The sequence below is a fragment of the Pseudomonas vlassakiae genome (assembly GCF_014269035.2).
GTDB classification, from domain to species: Bacteria; Pseudomonadota; Gammaproteobacteria; order Pseudomonadales; family Pseudomonadaceae; genus Aquipseudomonas; species Aquipseudomonas vlassakiae.
In genome coordinates this window covers 142,319-163,069 of record NZ_JABWRP020000001.1, presented here as the reverse complement: position 1 = coordinate 163,069, position 20,751 = coordinate 142,319, and the positions used below count along the sequence as shown (strand labels likewise).

General features: G+C 64.6%; 19 protein-coding genes. 11 read left to right on the top strand and 8 right to left on the bottom strand.

Annotation, left to right across the window (positions count from 1 at the left end; all coding sequences use genetic code 11):
• Positions 1 to 61 precede the first annotated feature (61 nt).
• The 5 genes from mnmC (at position 62) to HU738_RS00720 (ending at position 7,386) form a co-directional block, all read left to right on the top strand.
• Positions 62 to 2,029 carry a bifunctional tRNA (5-methylaminomethyl-2-thiouridine)(34)-methyltransferase MnmC2/FAD-dependent 5-carboxymethylaminomethyl-2-thiouridine(34) oxidoreductase MnmC1 gene (gene mnmC, locus HU738_RS00740; protein WP_186602072.1) on the top strand — a complete coding sequence of 656 codons (1,968 nt, stop codon included), beginning with the start codon at positions 62 to 64 and terminating at the stop codon, positions 2,027 to 2,029.
• Positions 2,030 to 2,259: 230 nt separating this feature from the next.
• Complete coding sequence (locus HU738_RS00735; RefSeq protein ID WP_176507165.1) at positions 2,260 to 4,047, top strand: N-acetylglutaminylglutamine amidotransferase; 1,788 nt, start codon at positions 2,260 to 2,262, stop codon at positions 4,045 to 4,047.
• 3 nt (positions 4,048 to 4,050) lie between these two features.
• Entirely contained in the window at positions 4,051 to 5,796 is a 1,746-nt protein-coding gene (gene ngg, locus HU738_RS00730; protein ID WP_186602074.1) for an N-acetylglutaminylglutamine synthetase, read from the top strand.
• A gap of 122 nt (positions 5,797 to 5,918) precedes the next feature.
• Positions 5,919 to 7,103 (top strand): osmoprotectant NAGGN system M42 family peptidase, encoded by a 1,185-nt coding sequence (locus HU738_RS00725; protein ID WP_186602075.1) that lies wholly within the window; start codon positions 5,919 to 5,921, stop codon positions 7,101 to 7,103.
• 55 nt (positions 7,104 to 7,158) lie between these two features.
• Positions 7,159 to 7,386: a YheU family protein gene (locus HU738_RS00720; protein WP_054886405.1), complete on the top strand. Its 228-nt coding sequence runs from the start codon at positions 7,159 to 7,161 to the stop codon at positions 7,384 to 7,386.
• A gap of 153 nt (positions 7,387 to 7,539) precedes the next feature.
• Here HU738_RS00720 and csrA read toward each other — a convergent pair whose 3' ends face one another.
• Both csrA and HU738_RS00710 read right to left on the bottom strand, forming a co-directional pair.
• Positions 7,540 to 7,722, bottom strand: coding sequence for a carbon storage regulator CsrA (csrA, locus tag HU738_RS00715; protein WP_099814771.1), 183 nt, complete (start codon positions 7,720 to 7,722; stop codon positions 7,540 to 7,542).
• Positions 7,723 to 7,850: 128 nt separating this feature from the next.
• Complete coding sequence (locus HU738_RS00710) at positions 7,851 to 8,660, bottom strand: SDR family oxidoreductase (protein ID WP_186602077.1); 810 nt, start codon at positions 8,658 to 8,660, stop codon at positions 7,851 to 7,853.
• A 250-nt stretch (positions 8,661 to 8,910) separates the two neighbouring features.
• On the opposite strand from HU738_RS00710, the gene HU738_RS00705 reads away from it, so the two are divergent.
• The gene (locus HU738_RS00705; protein WP_012271016.1) at positions 8,911 to 9,063 is read left to right on the top strand and encodes a DUF3309 family protein; all 153 of its coding nucleotides are present in this window, start codon (positions 8,911 to 8,913) and stop codon (positions 9,061 to 9,063) included.
• 53 nt (positions 9,064 to 9,116) lie between these two features.
• Here HU738_RS00705 and HU738_RS00700 read toward each other — a convergent pair whose 3' ends face one another.
• The 3 genes from HU738_RS00700 to HU738_RS00690 all read right to left on the bottom strand — a co-directional run bounded on the left by HU738_RS00700 (position 9,117) and on the right by HU738_RS00690 (position 12,220).
• The gene (locus HU738_RS00700) at positions 9,117 to 10,781 is read right to left on the bottom strand and encodes a cation acetate symporter (protein WP_054886408.1); all 1,665 of its coding nucleotides are present in this window, start codon (positions 10,779 to 10,781) and stop codon (positions 9,117 to 9,119) included.
• Positions 10,778 to 11,089: a DUF485 domain-containing protein gene (locus HU738_RS00695; RefSeq protein WP_054886409.1), complete on the bottom strand. Its 312-nt coding sequence runs from the start codon at positions 11,087 to 11,089 to the stop codon at positions 10,778 to 10,780. Before HU738_RS00695 ends, HU738_RS00700 begins: the two co-directional genes overlap by 4 nt.
• A 270-nt stretch (positions 11,090 to 11,359) precedes the next feature.
• A complete protein-coding gene (locus HU738_RS00690; RefSeq protein ID WP_186602079.1) occupies positions 11,360 to 12,220 on the bottom strand; it encodes a glycine betaine ABC transporter substrate-binding protein in 861 nt (286 codons plus the stop codon).
• Positions 12,221 to 12,416: 196 nt separating this feature from the next.
• Here HU738_RS00690 and HU738_RS00685 point away from each other — a divergent pair, with 196 nt between their 5' ends.
• A complete protein-coding gene (locus tag HU738_RS00685; protein ID WP_186602081.1) occupies positions 12,417 to 13,982 on the top strand; it encodes a glycoside hydrolase family 17 protein in 1,566 nt (521 codons plus the stop codon).
• A gap of 27 nt (positions 13,983 to 14,009) precedes the next feature.
• Here the strand turns inward: HU738_RS00685 and HU738_RS00680 are convergent, their stop codons facing one another.
• Positions 14,010 to 14,375: a hypothetical protein gene (locus HU738_RS00680; RefSeq protein WP_186602083.1), complete on the bottom strand. Its 366-nt coding sequence runs from the start codon at positions 14,373 to 14,375 to the stop codon at positions 14,010 to 14,012.
• 189 nt (positions 14,376 to 14,564) lie between these two features.
• On the opposite strand from HU738_RS00680, the gene HU738_RS00675 reads away from it, so the two are divergent.
• Both HU738_RS00675 and HU738_RS00670 read left to right on the top strand, forming a co-directional pair.
• The gene (locus HU738_RS00675; protein ID WP_176507172.1) at positions 14,565 to 15,863 is read left to right on the top strand and encodes an alpha/beta fold hydrolase family protein; all 1,299 of its coding nucleotides are present in this window, start codon (positions 14,565 to 14,567) and stop codon (positions 15,861 to 15,863) included.
• A 76-nt stretch (positions 15,864 to 15,939) separates the two neighbouring features.
• The gene (locus tag HU738_RS00670) at positions 15,940 to 16,683 is read left to right on the top strand and encodes an MlaA family lipoprotein (protein ID WP_371870300.1); all 744 of its coding nucleotides are present in this window, start codon (positions 15,940 to 15,942) and stop codon (positions 16,681 to 16,683) included.
• Positions 16,684 to 16,792: 109 nt separating this feature from the next.
• Here HU738_RS00670 and HU738_RS00665 read toward each other — a convergent pair whose 3' ends face one another.
• Both HU738_RS00665 and HU738_RS00660 read right to left on the bottom strand, forming a co-directional pair.
• Positions 16,793 to 17,941 (bottom strand): patatin-like phospholipase family protein, encoded by a 1,149-nt coding sequence (locus tag HU738_RS00665; RefSeq protein ID WP_176507174.1) that lies wholly within the window; start codon positions 17,939 to 17,941, stop codon positions 16,793 to 16,795.
• 84 nt (positions 17,942 to 18,025) lie between these two features.
• Entirely contained in the window at positions 18,026 to 18,961 is a 936-nt protein-coding gene (locus HU738_RS00660) for a lipid A biosynthesis lauroyl acyltransferase (RefSeq protein ID WP_176507175.1), read from the bottom strand.
• A gap of 111 nt (positions 18,962 to 19,072) precedes the next feature.
• Between HU738_RS00660 and minC the strand changes: the two genes are divergently transcribed.
• Both minC and minD read left to right on the top strand, forming a co-directional pair.
• A complete protein-coding gene (minC, locus tag HU738_RS00655; RefSeq protein ID WP_176507176.1) occupies positions 19,073 to 19,837 on the top strand; it encodes a septum site-determining protein MinC in 765 nt (254 codons plus the stop codon).
• A gap of 100 nt (positions 19,838 to 19,937) precedes the next feature.
• Positions 19,938 to 20,750 (top strand): septum site-determining protein MinD, encoded by an 813-nt coding sequence (minD, locus tag HU738_RS00650; RefSeq protein ID WP_054886417.1) that lies wholly within the window; start codon positions 19,938 to 19,940, stop codon positions 20,748 to 20,750.
• The last annotated feature ends 1 nt before the right edge of the window (position 20,751 follow it).

Here is a 20,751-nt window from a genome sequence, read left to right as displayed (position 1 = left end):
GCGCCTGCGCAAACCCGGCAGATGACATAAAATCCGCACATCCGCTGCAACCGAGCCAACCATGTCCACCCTCCTCCAGCATGCCCAGATCGACTGGGACGACCAGGGCCGCCCCCACTCGCGGCAGTACGACGACGTCTATTTCTCCAAGAATGAAGGCACCGACGAAACCCGCTACGTATTCCTCGAACAGACGCGCCTGGCGCAGCGCTTTGCCGCCCTGGCCCCACACGCTTGCCTGGTGATCGGCGAGACCGGCTTCGGCACCGGCATGAACTTCTTCTGCGCCTGGCAGCTGTTCACCGAACAGGCCCATGCCGATGCACGCCTGCATTTCATCAGCGTCGAGAAGTACCCGCTCGGCCGCGACGACATGGCTCGCGCCGCGCGCTTGTGGCCGGAGATGGCGGCCTTCACCGAGCCTTTCCTGGCGCAGTACGTGGCAGTGCACCCGGGCTTCCAGCAGTTCAGTTTCGACAACGGCCGGGTCACCCTGACCCTGTTGATCGGCGACGTACTGGAGCAACTGCCGCAGCTCGACGCCAGCATCGACGTGTGGTTTCTCGACGGCTTCGCCCCCGCGAAGAACCCTGACATGTGGACCCCCGAGCTGTTCGGCCAATTGGCAAGGCTGGCCCACCCCGGCACCGCGCTGGGCACCTTCACCACCACCGGTTGGGTACGCCGCGGGTTGATCGATGCGGGCTTCACCATGAAGAAGATCCCAGGCATCGGCAAGAAGTGGGAGGTGATGAGTGGCGAATACACCGGCCATCCATCGCCGGCCATCGCCACGCCCTGGTACGCCCGCCCTGCGCCTGTGGCAGGCCCGCGCCAGGCACTGGTGATCGGTGCCGGCCTGGCGGGCAGCGCCAGCGCCGCCAGCCTGGCCGCACGCGGCTGGCAGGTCACGGTGCTGGAACGCCACGCGGCGCCCGCGCAGGAGGCTTCGGGCAACCCGCAGGGTGTGCTGTACCTGAAGTTGTCCGCCCATGGCACCGCCTTGTCGCAGATGATCCTGGCCGGTTTCGGCTTTACCCGGCGCCAGCTCGAACGGTTGCAGCGTGGCCGCGATTGGGACGCCTGCGGTGTGCTGCAGCTGGCCTTCGACAGCCAGGAAGGCGAGCGCCAGGCCAAGCTTGCCGAGGCCTTCGACAGCAGCCTGCTGCGGGCGCTGGAGCAGGCTGATGCCGAAGCGATTGCCGGGGTGGCGCTGCCTGCGGGCGGCCTGTTCTACCCCGAGGGTGGCTGGGTTCACCCGCCTGCCTTGTGCCAGGCGCAGTTGCAGCACCCGAACATTCGCGTTCAACTCCATCAAGATGTGGTCGAGCTGCGCAAGGCCGACGGCCTGTGGCAGGCCTGGGATGGGGAGCGTTTGCTGGCCAGCGCGCCGCTGGTGGTGCTGGCCGGGGCCGCCGATGTGCGCCGCTTCGCGCCTTGCGCGCAATTGCCGCTCAAGCGCATTCGCGGGCAGATCACGCGCCTGCCCGCCACTGAAGCCAGCCGTGCCTTGCGCACCGTGGTGTGTGCCGATGGCTACGTCGCACCGCCCCGGGGTGATGAGCACACCCTGGGCGCCAGTTTCGACTTCCACAATGATGACCTGACACCGACCGTTGCCGAGCACCAAGGCAACCTGGCGTTGCTGGATGAGATTTCCAGCGACCTGGCCGCACGGCTGGGCGCGGAGGCACTCGACGCCGAGCAACTGCAGGGCCGGGCAGCGTTTCGCTGCACCAGTCCGGATTACCTGCCGATAGTCGGCCCGGTCGCCGACCCTGAAGTGTTTGCCCAGGCGTATGCCGTGCTCGGCAAAGATGCGCGACAGGTACCAGAGGTGGCGTGCCCGTGGCTGGATGGGCTGTATGTGAACAGTGGGCATGGCTCGCGAGGGTTGATCACCGCGCCGTTGAGTGGCGAGCTGATTGCGGCCTGGGCCAGTGGCGAACCGCTGCCGTTGCCACGGGCGGTGGCTGAGGCCTGCCACCCGAACCGGTTCATGCTGCGCCGGCTGATTCGCGGGAAGTGAGGGGCGGGCTGGGGGCGTATGGCGATGGATTTGCAGCGCCTGTGAGATCGAGCGCCGCGCGGGCGGCGCTCGATCTCACAGGCGACACAAATTTATCGGCACACACTTCAGGCCTCACCCCCGCTTATAACAGATCGATCTAAAACTCCCACAAACCGCACAGGTCAGTTCCTTACAGGGTGCCCTAATCCGGGGCACTCATTCCCCAACGGAAAAACCGGTAAGGACCTATGTGCGGATTAGCAGGAGAGTTGCGTTTCACCCCCATCGACCAGGCCCCTCGCCCAGCCGACCTGGCTGCGGTAGAGCGCATAACCCACCACCTGGCGCCCCGTGGCCCCGACGCCTGGGGCTTCCATAGCCAGGGCCCGATCGCCCTCGGCCACCGCCGCCTGAAGATCATGGACCTGTCCGACGGTTCGGCACAGCCGATGGTCGACAATACCCTGGGCCTGTCACTGGCCTTCAACGGCGCCATCTACAACTTCCCCGAGCTGCGCCAGGAATTGCAGGCGCTGGGCTACAGCTTCTGGTCCGACGGCGACACCGAGGTGCTGCTCAAGGGCTACCACGCCTGGGGCGCGGCCTTGCTGCCCAAGCTCAACGGCATGTTCGCCCTGGCCATCTGGGAGCGCGACAACCAGCGCCTGTTCCTGGCCCGCGACCGCCTGGGCGTCAAGCCGCTGTACCTGTCGCGCAACGGCGAGCGCCTGCGCTTCGCCTCGACACTGCCGGCGCTGCTCAAGGGGGGCGATATCGATCCGATGATCGACCCGGTGGCGCTCAACCACTACCTCAACTTCCACGCCGTGGTGCCCGCGCCGCGCACGTTGCTGGCCAATGTGCAGAAGCTCGAACCCGGCACCTGGATGCGCATCGACCGTCACGGCGAAGTCGAGCGCCAGACCTGGTGGCAGTTGCACTATGGCCCCAACCCGGACGAGCGCGACCTCGACCTGGAAGGCTGGACCACCCGCGTGCTCGACGCCACCCGCGACGCCGTGGCCATCCGCCAGCGCGCCGCCGTGGACGTCGGCGTACTGCTGTCTGGCGGTGTCGATTCCAGCCTGCTGGTCGGCCTGCTGCGGGAGGTCGGCGTGGACGACCTGTCGACCTTCTCCATCGGCTTCGAGGATGCCGGCGGCGAGCGCGGTGACGAGTTCCAGTATTCCGACCTGATCGCCAAGCACTACGGCACCCGCCACCACCAGCTGCGCATCGCCGAGCACGAGGTCATCGAGCAGTTGCCGGCGGCCTTCCGTGCCATGAGCGAACCGATGGTCAGCCACGACTGTATCGCCTTCTACCTGCTGTCGCGGGAAGTGGCCAAGCATTGCAAGGGCGTGCAGAGCGGCCAGGGCGCCGACGAGCTGTTCGCCGGCTACCACTGGTACCCGAAGGTGAACGGTGCCGAGGATGCCTTCGCCGCCTACCGCGACGCCTTCTTCGACCGCAGCCATGACGAGTACCGCGACACGGTCCAGGCCCCATGGCTGCTGGAGACCGACGCGGCCGGCGACTTCGTCCGCGAGCACTTCGCCCGCCCCGGCGCCCCCGAAGCCGTGGACAAGGCATTACGCCTGGACAGTACGGTAATGCTGGTCGATGACCCGGTCAAACGGGTCGACAACATGACCATGGCCTGGGGCCTGGAGGCGCGCACCCCGTTCCTCGACTACCGCCTGGTCGAACTGTCGGCACGCATTCCGGCACGCTTCAAGCTGCCCGACGGCGGCAAGCAGGTGCTCAAGCAAGCCGCGCGGCGGGTGATCCCCCACGAGGTGATCGACCGCAAGAAGGGCTACTTCCCGGTGCCCGGCCTCAAGCACCTGGAAGGCGCAACGCTCGGCTGGGTGCGCGACCTGCTGACCGACCCAAGCCAGGACCGTGGCCTGTTCAACCCGGCCATGCTTGACCGCCTGCTGAGCAATCCGCACGGCCAGCTCACCCCGCTGCGCGGTTCCAAACTGTGGCAGCTGGCGGCCCTGAACCTATGGCTCAGCGAACAAGGAATCTGACCGATGAAAACCCACGAAATCGCCTACGGTCAGCGCCTTCTGCGCGGCCAGGCGCCGTCCTACGAGCGCTTGCAGGCGCGCCTGGCCGGCGACGGCAGCGAGCCCCACGACCAGCCGCGTGTATTGCACTGCGGTTGGGGGCGTCTGCTGATCGGTCATACCTACCCGGACCCAGCCAGCCTGGCCGCCGCCTTGCAGGAGGAGCGCCCCGGCGAGCGCGATATCGCCTTGTACGTGGCCGCCCCCCAGCAGTTGCTGGCCCAGGCACCGCAGCAGCTGTTTCTCGACCCTTCCGACACCTTGCGCCTTTGGTTCACCGATTACCGCCCGGCGCAGCGGGTGTTCCGCGGCTTTCGTGTGCGCCGGGCGCAAAACCCCAGCGACTGGCAGGCGATCAATACCCTGTACCAGGCGCGCGGGATGCTGCCGGTCGACCCCGAGCTGGTCACCCCCCGCCACCTTGGTGGCCCGGTGTACTGGCTGGCCGAGGATGAGGATAGCGGCGCGGTGATCGGTAGTGTCATGGGCCTGAACCACAGCAAGGCGTTCGACGATCCCGAACACGGCAGCAGCCTGTGGTGCCTGGCCGTGGACCCTCAGTGCACCCGTCCGGGGGTTGGCGAGGTGCTGGTGCGCCACCTGGTCGAGCACTTCATGAGCCGGGGCCTGGCCTACCTCGACCTGTCGGTGCTGCACGACAACCACCAGGCCAAGCGGCTGTACGAGAAACTCGGGTTCCGTAACCTGCCGACCTTTGCGGTCAAGCGCAAGAATGGCATCAACCAGCAGCTGTTTCTCGGCCCCGGCCCGGAAGCCGGCCTCAACCCATACGCCCGCATCATCGTCGACGAGGCGTTGCGCCGCGGTATCGAGGTGCAGGTCGACGATGCCGCTGCCGGCCTGTTCACCCTCAGCCTGGGCGGGCGCCGGATCCGCTGCCGCGAGTCGCTGAGTGACCTGACCAGTGCCGTGACCATGACCTTGTGCCAGGACAAACGCCTTACCCAGCATGCCCTGCGCAACGCCGGGCTGCAGGTGCCGGCGCAGCAGCTGGCCGGCAATGCCGACGACAACCTGGCGTTTCTCGACGAGCATGGCGCGGTGGTGGTCAAGCCTGTGGACGGCGAGCAGGGCCAGGGGGTGGCGGTCAATCTCACCAGCATCGAGGAAGTGACACAGGCCGTGGAAAGCGCCCGCCGCTTCGACAGCCGGGTGCTGTTGGAGAGCTTCCATGCCGGCAGCGACCTGCGCATTCTGGTGATCGGCTATGAAGTGGTGGCGGCGGCGATTCGCCACCCGGCCCAGGTGATCGGTGACGGCAAGCACAGCATTGGTCAGCTGATCGAGGCGCAGAGCCGCCGACGCCAGGCGGCGACCGGTGGCGAAAGCCGCATCCCGCTGGACGACGAGACCGAACGCACCCTGCACAGTGCCGGGCACGGCTATGACGACGTGCTGCCCGCCGGCCAGCGCCTGGCGGTGCGTCGCACGGCCAACTTGCATACCGGTGGCACCCTGGAAGACGTCACCGAACGCCTGCACCCGGTGCTGGCAGATGCGGCAGTGCGTGCGGCGCGCGCGCTGGAAATTCCGGTGGTGGGCCTGGACTTCATGGTGCGCGATGCCGAGCAACCGGATTACGTGATCATCGAAGCCAACGAGCGGGCCGGGCTGGCCAATCATGAGCCGCAGCCGACGGCCGAGCGGTTTGTCGATTTGCTGTTCCCGCATAGCCGGCCTTTGGCGTAACACATCAATGCCCTCTTCGCGGGTAAACCCGCTCCCACAGGGGTTTCACACCCCCTGATAGCGTCGCCGTTCCTGCAGGAGCGGCTTCAGCCGCGAAGAGGCACAGGAAACGAGGAATCCCCATGTCCGATCGACTCCCCGAACCCGACCTCGACTACATGAAGCGCGTCCTGCTGGAGATGCTCGCCATCCCCAGCCCGACCGGTTTCACCGATACCATCGTGCGTTACGTGGCCGAACGCCTGGACGAACTGGGCATCCCCTTCGAACTGACCCGCCGCGGCACCATCCGTGCCACCCTCAAGGGCCGGCAAAGCTCGCCCGACCGCGCCGTCTCGGCCCACCTCGACACCATCGGCGCCAGCGTCCGCCAGTTGCAGGACAACGGCCGCCTGGCCCTGGCCCCGGTAGGCTGCTGGTCGAGCCGCTTCGCCGAGGGCAGCCGGGTCAGCGTGTTCACCGACACTGGCGTATTCCGTGGCAGCGTATTGCCGTTGATGGCCAGCGGGCATGCCTTCAACACCGCCATCGACCAGATGCCGATCAGCTGGGAACATGTCGAGGTACGCCTGGATGCTTACTGCACCACCCGCGCCGATTGTGAAACGCTGGGCATTGCCATCGGTGATTTCGTCGCCTTCGACCCACTGCCGGAGTTCACCGAAAGCGGCCACATCAGCGCCCGTCACCTGGACGACAAAGCCGGCGTGGCAGCCCTGCTGGCCGCCCTCAAGGCAGTGGTGGAAAGCGGCCGCCAGCCGCTGATCGACTGCCACCCACTGTTCACCATCACCGAGGAAACCGGCTCCGGTTCCGCCGCTGCCCTGCCCTGGGATGTCAGCGAGTTCGTCGGCATCGACATCGCCCCGGTCGCCCCCGGCCAGGCCTCCAGCGAGCATGCGGTGAGCGTGGCCATGCAGGACTCGTCCGGGCCATACGATTACCACCTGTCACGCCACCTGCTGAAACTGGCCGGCGACCAGGATGTGCCGGTGCGCCGCGACCTGTTCCGCTACTACTTCAGCGATGCCCACTCGGCCGTGACCGCCGGGCATGACATCCGCACCGCGCTGGTGGCGTTCGGCTGCGATGCCACGCATGGCTACGAACGTACCCATATCGACAGCCTGGCTGCGCTCAGCCGCCTGCTTTCGGCCTACCTGCTCAGCCCGCCCGTGTTTGCCAGCGACTCGCAACCGGCCAATGCCTCGCTCGAGCGCTTCAGCCACCAGCTGGAGCACGATGCACAGATGGAGAGCGATACCCGGGTGCCGGCCGTGGACAGCCTGGTAGGAAACAAAGGCTGATGGCCGTGGAATCGCGTAGCATGCAGACCCTCATGAACAAGACTGTGCGCTGCCCATGCTGATCCCCTACGACCAACTGCAAGCCGAAACCCTGACTCGCCTGATCGAAGACTTCGTCACCCGCGACGGTACCGATAACGGCGACGATACCCCGCTGGAGACCCGTGTGCTGCGGGTGCGCCAGGCGTTGGCCAAGGGCCAGGCGTTCATCCTGTTCGACCCGGAGAGCCAGCAGTGCCAGCTGCTGGCCAGGCATGACGTGCCCCGCGAGCTGCTCGAGTGACATCGTGCCTTGTCGCGGGTCCTGTGGGAGCGGCCTTGCGTCGCGAAAGGGCTGCAGAGCAGCCCCAGCAATCTCTGCGTAGTCGCTGATATCCTGGGGCCGCTTTGCGGCCCTTTCGCGACGCAAGGCCGCTCCCACAGAGGCCGGTGCAGGTCAATCAGCCTTGCGCGCCAGCGCAGCCTTGATCCGCCGATAGACTTCGGCCCGGTGCACCGGCACCTTGCGCGGCGCATCCACGCCAAAGCGCACCACGCCATTGCGCGTTTCCACTACCTTGATCCGAATATCATCACCAATGGTGATGACTTCACCGATTTCACGCGTGATCACCAACATGTCCCGGCCCTCTCACAACAGGAAAAGACCGGAGAGTGCTTAGGGATATTCCTCTGGACAATACTTCGCCTGCAATTCAGAGCAAGCCTACGCAGGCAGGTAATTTCTCCTACAGACAATTCCTACAATCAACGCGGCTGCGCCTTGGCCCGCATCTTCACCGCCATGTCCGCCATCTCATCGTACAGCCGCTCCGGCGCCTGGCGTTTGAGCTGCCAAGCCTCGCGCCCGGCCATATGGGGGAGGATCAGGAACTCACCCGCCGCGACTTGCTGGTGGATGTAGTCGGCGATATCCGCCGCGCTGATCGGCGAGCCTTCCAGCAGCTTGCCGACCTGGGCTTTCATCGCCGGGTTGGGCCCACGGAACGAGTCGAGCAGGTTGGTCTGGAAGAACGACGGGCACACGCAGTGCACCGCCACCTCGAGCTGGCGCAGCTCCACCAACAGGCTCTCTGAAAGAGCCAGCACCCCGGCCTTGGCCACGTTGTAGTTGCTCATGCCAGGCCCCTGCATCAGCGCCGCCATGGACGCGACGTTGATGATGCGGCCCTTGCTGCGCTCCAGCTGCGGCAGGAACGCCTTGCACCCCTTGACCACGCCCATCAGGTTGACCGCAATCTGCCAGTCCCAGTCTTCCAGCGACAGCTCGGCGAAGAAGCCGCCCGAGGCAACGCCGGCATTGTTGACGATCACATCGATGCCGCCGAACTTCTCTTCGCAGGCCTGGGCCAGGGCGGTGAGCTGGCTGTAGTCGCGCACGTCGCAACGCTGGACGAAGCCCTCGCCCCCTGCACCCCGTACCAGCGCCAAGGTTTCGCGCAGGCCCGCTTCGTTGACATCGGCCAGCGCCAGGTGCCAGCCCTCACGCGCCCAGCGCAGGGCGATCTCGCGGCCAAGGCCGGAGCCGGCGCCAGTGATCATGATGCGGTTTTGCATGGTGGCACGCCTTGTTCTGACAGGTTGTGCAGCGAGTCTAATCAAGGCTTCGGCCGGAGGCAGGATCCATCAGGATAGTGAATGGCCGGGCATGACTGTGTAGTCGGTGCCGGCCTCTTCGCAGCTTTAGCCGCGAAGAGGCCGCTACAGGCAATACACAAATGGAATCTTTCACAAGCGGCAACAGTCCGAATTTACAAGAGGCCAGCAGTCCGAGGCCCTTGACCCTCAACCACGCAAGGACTCCGTCATGACCACGATTCTCATCATCATCCTGATCCTTCTGCTGATTGGTGGCTTACCGGTCTTCCCGCACTCGCGCAGCTGGGGCTACGGCCCGTCCGGTATCGTTGGCGTGGTGCTGGTGATTCTGCTGGTGCTATTGCTGCTAGGCATGATCTAGCCGCAGCCCATGAAAAAACCGCGCCAAGGCGCGGTTTTTTCATGGCCGGTGGATCAGTGCGAAACCGCGCCGGAAGCGCCCAGGCCGGTCTGCGAACGAACGAACTGCGGGAAGAACTTGGCACGTTCGTCATCCGCTGCCTTGGACTTGTCGGTGATCGAGAAGAACCAGATCCCGATGAAGGCGATGATCATCGAGAACAGCGCCGGGTATTCATACGGGTAGATGGCTTTCTCATGGCCGAGGATCTGCACCCAGATGGTCGGGCCAAGGATCATCAGCGTCACCGCGCTCACCAGGCCCAGCCAGCCGCCGATCATGGCGCCGCGGGTGGTCAGCTTCTTCCAGTACATCGAGAGCAGCAGTACCGGGAAGTTGCAGCTGGCGGCAATGGAAAACGCCAGGCCGACCATGAAGGCGATGTTCTGCTTCTCGAACAGGATGCCCAGGCCGATCGCCAGCACGCCAAGGGCGATGGTGGTGATCTTCGACACGCGGATCTCGTCCTTGTCGTTGGCCTTGCCCTTGCGCCAGACGCTGGCATAAAGGTCGTGGGAAACCGCCGAGGCACCGGCCAGGGTCAGGCCGGCAACCACCGCCAGGATGGTGGCGAAGGCCACGGCCGAGATGAAGCCGAGGAACACGCTGCCGCCCACGGCATCGGCCAGGTGCACCGCCGCCATGTTGTTGCCGCCGATCAGGGCGCCAGCGGCGTCCTTGAAGTCCGGATTGGTGCTGACCAGCAGGATCGCGCCAAAGCCGATGATGAAGGTCAGGATGTAGAAGTAGCCGATGAAGCCGGTGGCGTACAGCACGCTCTTGCGGGCTTCCTTGGCGTCACTGACGGTGAAGAAGCGCATCAGGATGTGCGGCAGGCCAGCGGTACCGAACATCAGCGCCAGGCCCAGGGAGAACGCCGAGATCGGGTCTTTTACCAGGCCGCCCGGGCTCATGATCGCCTCGCCCTTGGCGTGCACCTTGATCGCTTCGGAGAACAGCGTGTTGAAGTCGAAGCCGACGTGTTTCATCACCATCAGCGCCATGAAGCTGGCACCGGACAGCAGCAACACGGCCTTGATGATCTGCACCCAGGTGGTGGCCAGCATGCCGCCGAACAGCACATACAGGCACATCAGGATACCCACCAGGATCACCGCGACGTGGTAATCCAGGCCAAACAGCAGCTCGATCAACTTGCCCGCGCCGACCATCTGCGCGATCAGGTAGAACGCCACTACCACCAGCGAACCGGAGGCCGACAGCGTGCGGATCTCCTTTTGCCCGAGGCGATACGAGGCAACGTCGGCGAAGGTGTACTTGCCGAGGTTGCGCAGGCGTTCGGCAATCAGGAAGAGGATGATCGGCCAGCCGACCAGGAAGCCGATCGAGTAGATCAGGCCATCGTAGCCTGAGGTGAACACCAGGGCCGAAATACCCAGGAACGAGGCCGCCGACATGTAGTCGCCGGCAATCGCCAGGCCGTTCTGGAAGCCGGTGATCTTGCCACCGGCGGCGTAGTAGTCAGCCGCCGACTTGTTGCGCTTGGAGGCCCAGTAGGTGATCCCGAGGGTGAAGGCGACGAAGGCCACGAACATGGCGATCGCGGGGACGTTCAGCGGTTGTTTCTGCACCTCGCCGGTCAGGGCATCGGCGGCCCACACGGCGGGTGCGAAGGCTCCGCAGGCCATGATGGCCAGGGCTTTGGCGTGGCGAATCATTGTTGCGCCTCCTTCAGGATGGCCTTGTTCAGCTCATCGAATTCACCGTTGGCGCGGCGCACGTAGATGGCGGTCAGGACGAATGCCGAAACGATCAGGCCGACGCCCAGGGGAATGCCCCAGGTAATCGACGAGCCAGGGCTGAGCTTGGTACCCAGAATCTGTGGACCGTAGGCGATCAGGAGGATGAAGGCGCAGTAGAGGCCAAGCATGATCGCCGAGAGAATCCAGGCGAACCGTTCACGTTTGCTGACCAGCTCCTTGAAGCGCGGGCTGTTTTGTATCGAGAGGTAAATGCTGTCGTTCATTGTTTTTGTCCTAGCAGCACAGGTAGGGGATGGAACCCACACCCTTACTTTATGCAGCTGTTGGACGCCAACCAGACGACCTTAGTCTTAGATGCAACGGTGTTTTACCGATTGCGTAACAACGTGACGGCCCATCGCGGATAAATCCGCTCCTGCCGGGCCCCTGAACTGCGCCCCTGCGGTTGGATTCTTGTCCAACCAATGGGGCGCAACTCACCCTGTAGGAGCGGATTTATCCGCGATCAATCAAAACTGGCCCAGAAGGATTGTTTACTTGCCAGTCCAGTCCTTCACCCGGTCCGGGTGCTTGGCCACCCAGTCCTTGGCCGCTGCCTCAGGCTTGGCGCCTTCCTGAATCGCCAGCATCACCTCGCCGATCTCATCCTTGGACTGCCACTGGAATTTCTTCAGGAACTCCGCGACTTCCGGCGCCTTGGTCGCCAGTTCCTTGCTGCCGATGCTGTTCACGGTCTCAGCCGCGCCATATACGCCTTTCGGGTCTTCGAGGAATTTCAGCTTCCACTTGGCGAACATCCAGTGCGGCACCCAGCCAGTCACTGCAATCGACTGCTGCTTGGCATACGCGCGGCCCAGTTCGGCGGTCATGGCCGCGCCGGAGCTGGCCTGCAACTTGTAGCCGGTCAGGTCGTAGTCCTTGATGGCCTGGTCGGTCTTGAGCATCACCCCCGAACCTGCATCGATACCGACGATCTTCTGCTTGAAGCTGGTATCGGTCTTGAGGTCGGCAATGCTCACGGCCTTGACGTACTCGGGGACGATCAGGCCGATCTTGGCATCCTTGAAGTTCGGGCCGTAGTCGACCACGTTGTCCTTGTTCTTGGTCCAGTACTCACCGTGCGTGACCGGCAGCCAGGCCGAGAGCATGGCGTCGAGCTTGCCGGTGGCCACACCCTGCCACATGATGCCGGTGGCCACGGCCTGCAGCTTCACGTCGTAACCGAGTTTCTGCTTGATCACTTCTGCGGCGACGTTGGTGGTCGCCACGCTGTCAGCCCAACCATCCACGTAACCAATGCTGACTTCTTTGGCCATGGCCTGTGCAGCGCTCATGGCCAATACCAGGGCGGTACCCACCCCCAGGAAACGGCGCATTCTTGTAAAAGTAGCCATCAAAGCATCCCCTCGTCAGGTCTTGGAGATTGCATCATCTTCCTGCAACAAAGCGCGACCTGCTCCCACTGCGACCTGTACCACACCATAGGCGACAGCACTGTGCCATTAGCGGCATCAAGCTACAGCGCCCTGCGCGATCCTTGCATGCCAAAGGTTTGGCGTCAGGCTACTATCTAACGTTTTGCGCCTGACGATGGACCGCCCGATGCCTGATGCCTCCCGCTTGCTGCCGTTGTACCTGCTCGCCTGCCTGCTCGCCCTGCTCGGGCTGGGAGCGCTCTGGTACGGGCTGGGCAAGCCGGTGCAGTTGCCCGACGCGGCCAGCCCCACGCATAAATTGCAATGTGCGTCGTACACCCCGTTCGACAAGGATCAGTCGCCCTTCGACCAGCCTTTCCGCCTGCGCCCGGCGCGCATGGATGCCGACCTGGCGTTGCTCGCCGAGCGATTCCAGTGCATCCGCACCTATTCGATGACCGGCCTTGAGGCAATCCCGGCGCTGGCGCGCAAGCATGGGCTGAAGGTCATGCTCGGCGCCTGGGTCAACGCCAACCCGGTCGACACCAACAAGGAAGTGGACGCGCTGATTGCCGCCGCCAATGCCAACCCGGACGTGGTCAGCGCAGTCATCGTCGGCAACGAGGCGCTGTTGCGCAAGGAAGTGACCGGCGAGCAGCTGGCCGCGCTGATCGCAAAGGTGAAAAGCCAGGTCAGGGTGCCGGTGACCTATGCCGATGTCTGGGAGTTCTGGTTGCAGCACCCTCAAGTGGCGCCGGCCGTGGACTTCCTGACCATCCACCTGCTGCCCTACTGGGAAGACGACCCACGCGGCATCGACGATGCCCTGGCCCATGTTGCCGACGTGCGCCAGGTGTTCGGCAACCGTTTCGCGCCCAAGGACATCTTCATCGGCGAAACCGGGTGGCCCAGCGAAGGTCGCCAACGCGAGACCGCGGTGCCCAGCCGGGCCAACGAGGCGCGTTTCATCCGTGGTTTCGTCAGCATGGCCGAGGCCAATGGCTGGCACTACAACCTGATCGAAGCCTTCGACCAGCCGTGGAAGCGCGCCAGTGAAGGCGCCGTGGGCGGCTATTGGGGGCTGTACGATGCCGACCGGCAGGACAAAGGCGTGCTCGAAGGGCCGGTCAGCAACTTGCATTACTGGCCGCAGTGGTTGCTGGCGAGCGCGCTGTTGATGGCGGCCACGCTGCTGATGGCCGGGCGCCCCGCGACACCGCTGGCAGCCCTGCTGTTGCCGGTGCTGGCCGCGTTCGCTGCGGGCTGCCTGGGCTTGTGGGGCGAGTTGATGCGCACCCATGCGCGGTTTGCCGGGGAATGGGTGTGGGCGGTGGTGCTTGCCGGGTTGAACCTGCTGGTGCTGATGCATGCGGCCCTTGCCCTCGCCCGCCGCGACGGCTGGCGTCGGCGGCTGTTCGACGCTATGCAGGCTCGGGCGGGTTGGCTGTTGCTCGCGGCCGGTTTTGCAGCGGCGGTGAGCATGCTGGCGATGGTGTTCGACCCGCGCTACCGCAGCTTCCCCAGCGTGGCGCTGGCATTGCCGGCGCTGGTGTACCTGCTGAGGCCGGTGGCGGCGCGGCGAGCGGAGGTGGCGTTGCTGGCCTTCATCGTCGGCGCCGGGGTGTTGCCGCAGCTGTATCGGGAAGGGTTGGAGAACCAGCAGGCCTGGGGCTGGGCGGTGGTCAGTGTGTTGATGACTGCAGCCTTGTGGCGGAGCTTGCGGATTACCAGCAAGCACTGAGTTTTTGTGGGAGCGGCCTTGCAGCACCTAGGCGGCAGGTTGCCGGACCAGGCGCAACCCGGCCAGCACCACCACGAACACCGCAATGCTGGCGGTATACAGCACCAGGGCAGGAATGCCGAAGAACAGCGCCAGCACCGCCAGCCACCACCCGGCACGCCGGGCAACCCACTGCGCCAGCAAGGCCAGCGCCAGCCCGGCCCAGGCCAACACCTGGAAATGAATGCCCAGCCCCAGCAGCGAACGCACCTGGCATTGCCAGTGGTCGCCCGGCGTCGAGCACAGCCCCACCCACTGGCCATCTTCCATCAGCCCATAGCGCACGCCATAACTGGCGGCGAGCCAGATGGCCAGAAACATCAGCAATAGAGCGCCCGGCAGCGATCGAGACATCCCGTTCTCCAATAGCGGTAATCGAAATCATCCATGATCGCCCAAGCCCTGTTGTAAGGCAAAATCACAACCCTGCAGCTATGTTGCAGATAACAAGCACACCAAAGGCCACCGCGCTCGGCAACTTTGCCCAGGCAACCGTGGTCCTAGCCTGCGTACCGCACGACCTTGATCTTTCTGGGGGAATACATGCTTCGATCTTGGCGCCTCGCCGCCCTACTTGGCGGCCTGCTCATGGCTGCGGCCGCTTCGGCGCGGGATATCGACGCCGCCAGCTACGGCTACCCCTTGACCAACCCGTTCGAGGCGACCATCGCCACTACGCCGCCGGAGCAGCGCCCGACCCTGCCCAGCGACGATGACATCGACCAGTCCGACTACAGCCTGAACCTGCGCCCGGAGCGCGAGTTCTCCCTGCCCGACAACTTCTGGGCAGTGAAGAAGCTCAAGTACCGCCTGGCACGCCAGGACCACGAGGCGCCGCTGATCTTTCTCATCGCCGGTACCGGTGCGCCCTACTCCAGCAGCATCAACGAATACCTCAAGAAGTTGTTCTACCAGGCCGGTTACCACGTGGTGCAGCTGTCGTCGCCGACCAGCTACGACTTCATGAGCGCCGCCTCGCGCTTCGCCACCCCCGGGGTCAGCCAGGAGGACGCCGAGGACTTGTACCGGGTGATGCAGGCCGTGCGTGCCCAACACCCGCGCCTGCCGGTCAGCGAGTACTACCTGACCGGCTACAGCCTGGGCGCGCTGGACGCTGCCTTCGTCAGCCACCTCGACGAAACCCGCCGCAGTTTCAACTTCAAGCGCGTGCTGCTGCTCAACCCGCCGGTCAATCTGTACACCTCGATCAACAACCTGGACAAACTGGTGCAGACCCAGGTCAAGGGCATCGACCGCAGCACGACCTTCTACGAACTGATGCTGGCAAAGCTCACCCGCTACTTCCAGGACAAGGGCTACATCGACCTCAACGACGCCCTGCTGTACGACTTCCAGCAGTCGAAACAGCACCTGTCCAATGAACAGATGGCCATGCTCATCGGCACCTCGTTCCGCTTCTCGGCGGCCGACATCGCCTTTACTTCCGACCTGATCAACCGCCGCGGCCTGATCATTCCTCCGAAGTTCCCGATCACCGAGGGCAGCAGCCTGACGCCGTTCTTCAAACGGGCGCTGCAATGCGACTTCGACTGCTACATGACCGAACAGGTGATCCCGATGTGGCGCGCGCGTACCGATGGCAACAGCATCCTGCAGCTGGTCAACCAGGTCAGCCTGTATGCGCTGGAAGACTACCTGCGCAACAGCGACAAGATCGCCGTGATGCACAATGCCGACGACGTCATCCTCGGCCCCGGTGATATCGGCTTCCTGCGCAAGGTGTTCGGCGATCGCCTGACCCTTTACCCCCATGGCGGCCATTGCGGCAACCTCAATTACCGCGTCAACAGCGACGCCATGCTGGAGTTCTTCCGTGGCTAACCAATTCCTCCTCGCCACCGCGCTGCTCGTCGCCGCCGGCAATGCCCTGGCAGCCGAAACCGCACCACGGGCCAGCGTGGTCGAAGCCGACCCGCAAGTCACCCAGGCGCCGCTGACACCAGAGGCCGACGGTTTCATCGACCCGCTGCGCGAATTGAAATTCAACCCAGGGCTGGACCAGCGCGAATTCGAGCGCTCGACCCTGGAAGCGCTGAACGTGTACGACCCGCTGGAGTCGGTGAACCGGCGCATCTACCACTTCAACTACCGCCTTGACCAATGGGTGCTGCTGCCGCTGGTCAGCGGTTACCAGTACGTCACGCCCAGCTTCGTGCGCACTGGGGTGAGCAACTTCTTCAACAACCTGGGTGACATACCGAACCTGTTCAACAGCGTGCTGCAGCTCAAGGCCAAACGCTCGGCGGAGATCACCGCGCGGCTGATGTTCAACACCATCATCGGCGTGGGCGGCTTGTGGGACCCGGCCACCAGCATGGGCCTGCCGCGCCAGAGCGAGGACTTTGGCCAGACCCTGGGGTTCTATGGCGTGCCGGAGGGGCCGTACCTGATGCTGCCGGTGCTCGGCCCGTCAAACCTGCGCGACACGACCGGACTGGTGGTGGACTATGCCGGCGAGCAGGCGGTCAATTACCTGAACGTGGCCGAAGCCAGCGAGCATCACCCGGAGATCTTTGCCTTGCGCGTGGTGGACAAGCGCTACACCACCAAATTCCGTTATGGGCAGCTCAACTCGCCGTTCGAGTATGAGAAGGTGCGTTATGTGTACACCCAGGCGCGCAAGCTGCAGATAGCCGAGTAAGCAGGCCCGGCCTGTTCGCGGCTGAAGCCGCTCCTGCAGGTACCGTGCTGGTCTCAGGCCTGAGGTAATCCCTGTAGGCTTTAGCTGCGAGAGGCCAGTACCGGCGACATCAAATCCCCAGGAACTGGCACAGTTCGCGCTTCTTGGCCAGGGCATCGCGCCGCCCCAGTTCGATCAGTTCGCTGCAATAACTGGCCTCGAACAGCAGATAGCTCAACACCCCTGCTCCGCTGGTCCGGGTCGCCCCCGGACCGCGCAGGAACAGGCGCAACGCCGCCGGCAACTCGCGCCGGTGCCGCGCCGCAATCTCGTCCAGCGGTTGGCTGGGCGCTACCACCAGCACCTCGATCGGCGCCAGCCCCAGGCGCCGCGCATCCAGGTGCGCCGGCAGCAGCCGGCTGAGGTGGTTGAGCCGCTGCAACAGCTCGATATCGTCCTCCAGGCTGTCGATGAACGTGCTGTTGAGCATGTGCGCGCCAATCTGCGCCAGGCTCGGCTGCTGGCCGCTGAACACGCGCTGGGTCGGCAACGGCGCCGCCGGGCGCTGCGGGTTGCCGCTGACCCCGACCACCAGCACCCGGCTGGCGCCCAGGTGCAGGGCCGGGCTGATCGGTGCCGACTGGCGCACCGCGCCGTCACCGTAGTACTCGTCGCCCAGGCGCACCGGGGCGAACAGCAGCGGGATCGCCGCGCTGGCCAGCAAGTGATCGATGGTCAACGGCGTAGGTACGCCGATGCGGCGGTGGCGCAGCCAGGCATCGATGGTGCCGCGCCCCTGGTAGAAGGTCACCGCCTGGCCGCTTTCGTAACCAAAGGCGGTTACGGCGACCGCCCGCAACTGCTCGGCGGCGATGGAATGGCCGATGCCATCCAGGTCCAGGTGCGATTGCAACAGGCCTCGCAGGGGGCTGCTGTCGAGCAGGGCGACCGGCACCTGCCCGCCCAGGCCCAACAGGCTGTGGCCGACGAAACGGCTGGCCTGGCGCACCACACCGGGCCAGTCGCTGCGGATCACCAGGTGGCTGCGGAAGTTCTGCCAGAAGGCGGTGAGGCGCTGTACGGTGTCGTTGAAACGGCTGGCACCACTGGCCAGGGTGACGGCGTTGATGGCGCCGGCCGAGGTGCCGACGATGACCGGGAACGGATTGTGCGCACCGGGCGGCAGCAGTTCGGCGATACCGGCGAGGACGCCGACCTGATAGGCGGCGCGGGCGCCACCGCCAGAGAGGATCAGACCGGTTACCGGGGATGGCGCCATGGATTCCTTCCTGGATCAGCTGTTTTCAGGCCCGGCCTCTTCGCGGGTTTACCCGCGAAAGGGGCGGCATAGGCAACAAAAGGCCTAGCGTTTTTTCTTGTCGTAAAGCCGCGGTGCACCCTCGGGCCGCGACTTGAAGCGCCGATGCGCCCACAGGTACTGCTCGGGGCATTCGCGCAGCACCCCCTCGACCCACTGGTTGATACGCAGGCAATCGGCTTCTTCGCTCTCGCCGGGGAAGTCTGCCAACGGCGGGTGGATCACCAGACGGTAGCCGCTGCCATCTTCCAGGCGCTTCTGGGTGAACGGAATCACCTGGGCCTTGCCCAGGCGGGCAAACTTGGTGGTCGCGGTGACCGTGGCTGCCGGGATACCGAACAACGGCACGAAGATGCTCTGCTTGGTGCCGTAGTCCTGGTCCGGTGCGTACCAGATCGCCCGGCCCGAGCGCAGCAGCTTGAGCATGCCCCGCACGTCATCACGTTCAACGGCCAGCGAATCGAGGTTGTGTCGCTCACGGCCACTGCGCTGGATGAAGTCGAACAGCGGGTTGCCGTGCTCGCGGTACATGCCGTCGATGGTGTGGGCCTGGCCGAGCAGCGCGGCGCCGATTTCCAGGGTGGTGAAGTGTACCGCCATCAGAATCGCGCCCTGCCCGGCCTGCTGCGCTGCCTGCAGGTGCTCGAGGCCTTCGATGTGGGCCAGGCGTGCCAGGCGGGCCTTGGGCCACCACCAGCTCATGGCCATTTCGAAGAAGGCGATACCGGTCGAGGCGAAGTTGGCCTTGAGCAGGCGCCGCCGTTCGTCGCCGGACAGCTCCGGGAAGCACAGCTCGAGGTTGCGCGCGGCAATGCGCCGGCGCTCGCCGGCCACGCGATACATCAGCGCGCCCAGGGCAGCGCCGAGCCATAGCAGGGCACGGTAGGGCAACTGCACCACCAGCCACAGCAGGCCCAGGCCCAGCCACAGGCCCCAGAATCGCGGGTGGAGGAAATAGGGTCGAAAACGCGGGCGTTCCATTGAAGCTTCCGGCAAGACAAAGGCCGAGCATTCTACATCGGATCGGCACCGGTTGCGGCCAACCGGTCTTATCGTTATAAGTCAGGGCACTTTTTTCGCAACAAGCCGTCTATGCAGACCATGAGCCCAAACCCCACACCCGACACCGCCTCCGTGTTCCAGCTCAAGGGCAGCATGCTCGCCATCACTGTGCTGGAACTGGGGCGCAACGACCTGGAAGCCCTCGACCGCCAGCTGGCGGCGAAAGTGGCCCAGGCACCGAATTTCTTCAGCAACACGCCGCTGGTGCTGGCGCTGGACAAGCTGCCCGCCAACGAAGGGGCAATCGACCTGCCCGGGCTGATGCGTATCTGCCGCCATCATGGCCTGCGTACCCTGGCGATCCGCGCCAACCGCATCGAGGACATCGCGGCGGCGATCGCCATCGACCTGCCGGTACTGCCGCCGTCCGGCGCCCGTGAGCGGCCGCTGGAGCCCGAACCCGAGGTCAAGAAGGCCGAGCCTGCGCCTGCCCCGGCACCAGAGCCTGCGCTTGTGCCAGAGGTGCGCCCGACCCGCATCATCACCGCCCCCGTGCGCGGCGGCCAGCAGATCTATGCCCAGGGTGGCGACCTGGTGGTCACCGCCTCGGTCAGCCCGGGTGCGGAACTTCTCGCCGATGGCAACATCCATGTGTACGGCGCCATGCGCGGCCGCGCCCTGGCAGGGATCAAAGGCAATACCAAGGCGCGTATCTTCTGCCAGCAGATGACCGCTGAAATGGTCTCGATCGCCGGCCAGTACAAAGTGTGCGAAGACCTGCGCCGCGACCCGCTGTGGGGCGCTGGCGTGCAAGTCAGCCTGTCCGGTGACGTGTTGAACATCACCCGTCTTTAACGGATACTTGCCGTCATTTTTAGAGCAACTTTTTCATCTGTTGCCGTTTATTTGCATATTGCTGGGACACCTGTCCCGACTTATTTAGGGGTGAAACACCTTGGCCAAGATTCTCGTCGTTACTTCCGGCAAGGGGGGTGTGGGCAAGACCACCACCAGCGCCGCCATCGGCACCGGCCTCGCACTGCGCGGCCACAAGACTGTCATCGTCGACTTCGACGTGGGCCTGCGTAACCTCGACCTGATCATGGGCTGCGAGCGCCGCGTGGTGTACGACTTCGTCAACGTGGTCAACGGCGAAGCCAACCTGCAGCAGGCCCTGATAAAGGACAAGCGCCTGGAGAACCTGTTCGTGCTGGCCGCCAGCCAGACCCGCGACAAGGACGCGCTGACCCAGGAAGGCGTGGAAAAGGTGCTGATGGAGCTGAAAGAACAGTTCGATTACGTCATCTGCGACTCCCCGGCCGGTATCGAGAAAGGCGCGCACCTGGCGATGTACTTCGCCGACGAAGCCATTGTCGTGACCAACCCTGAAGTGTCCTCGGTGCGTGACTCGGACCGCATGCTGGGCATCCTGTCGAGCAAGTCGCGCCGCTCCGAGAACGGCGAAGAGCCGATCAAGGAACACCTGCTGATCACCCGTTACCACCCCGAGCGCGTGGAAAAGGGCGAAATGCTCAGCATCGCCGACGTCGAAGAGATCCTGGCGATCAAGCTCAAGGGTGTGATCCCCGAGTCGCAGGCCGTGCTCAAGGCCTCCAACCAGGGTATCCCGGTCATCCTCGACGACCAGAGCGATGCCGGCCAGGCATACAGCGACACCGTCGACCGCCTCCTGGGCAAAGAGAAACCCCTGCGTTTCGTCGAAGTGCCGAAGCAAGGATTCTTCGCGCGCCTGTTTGGAGGCAAATAAA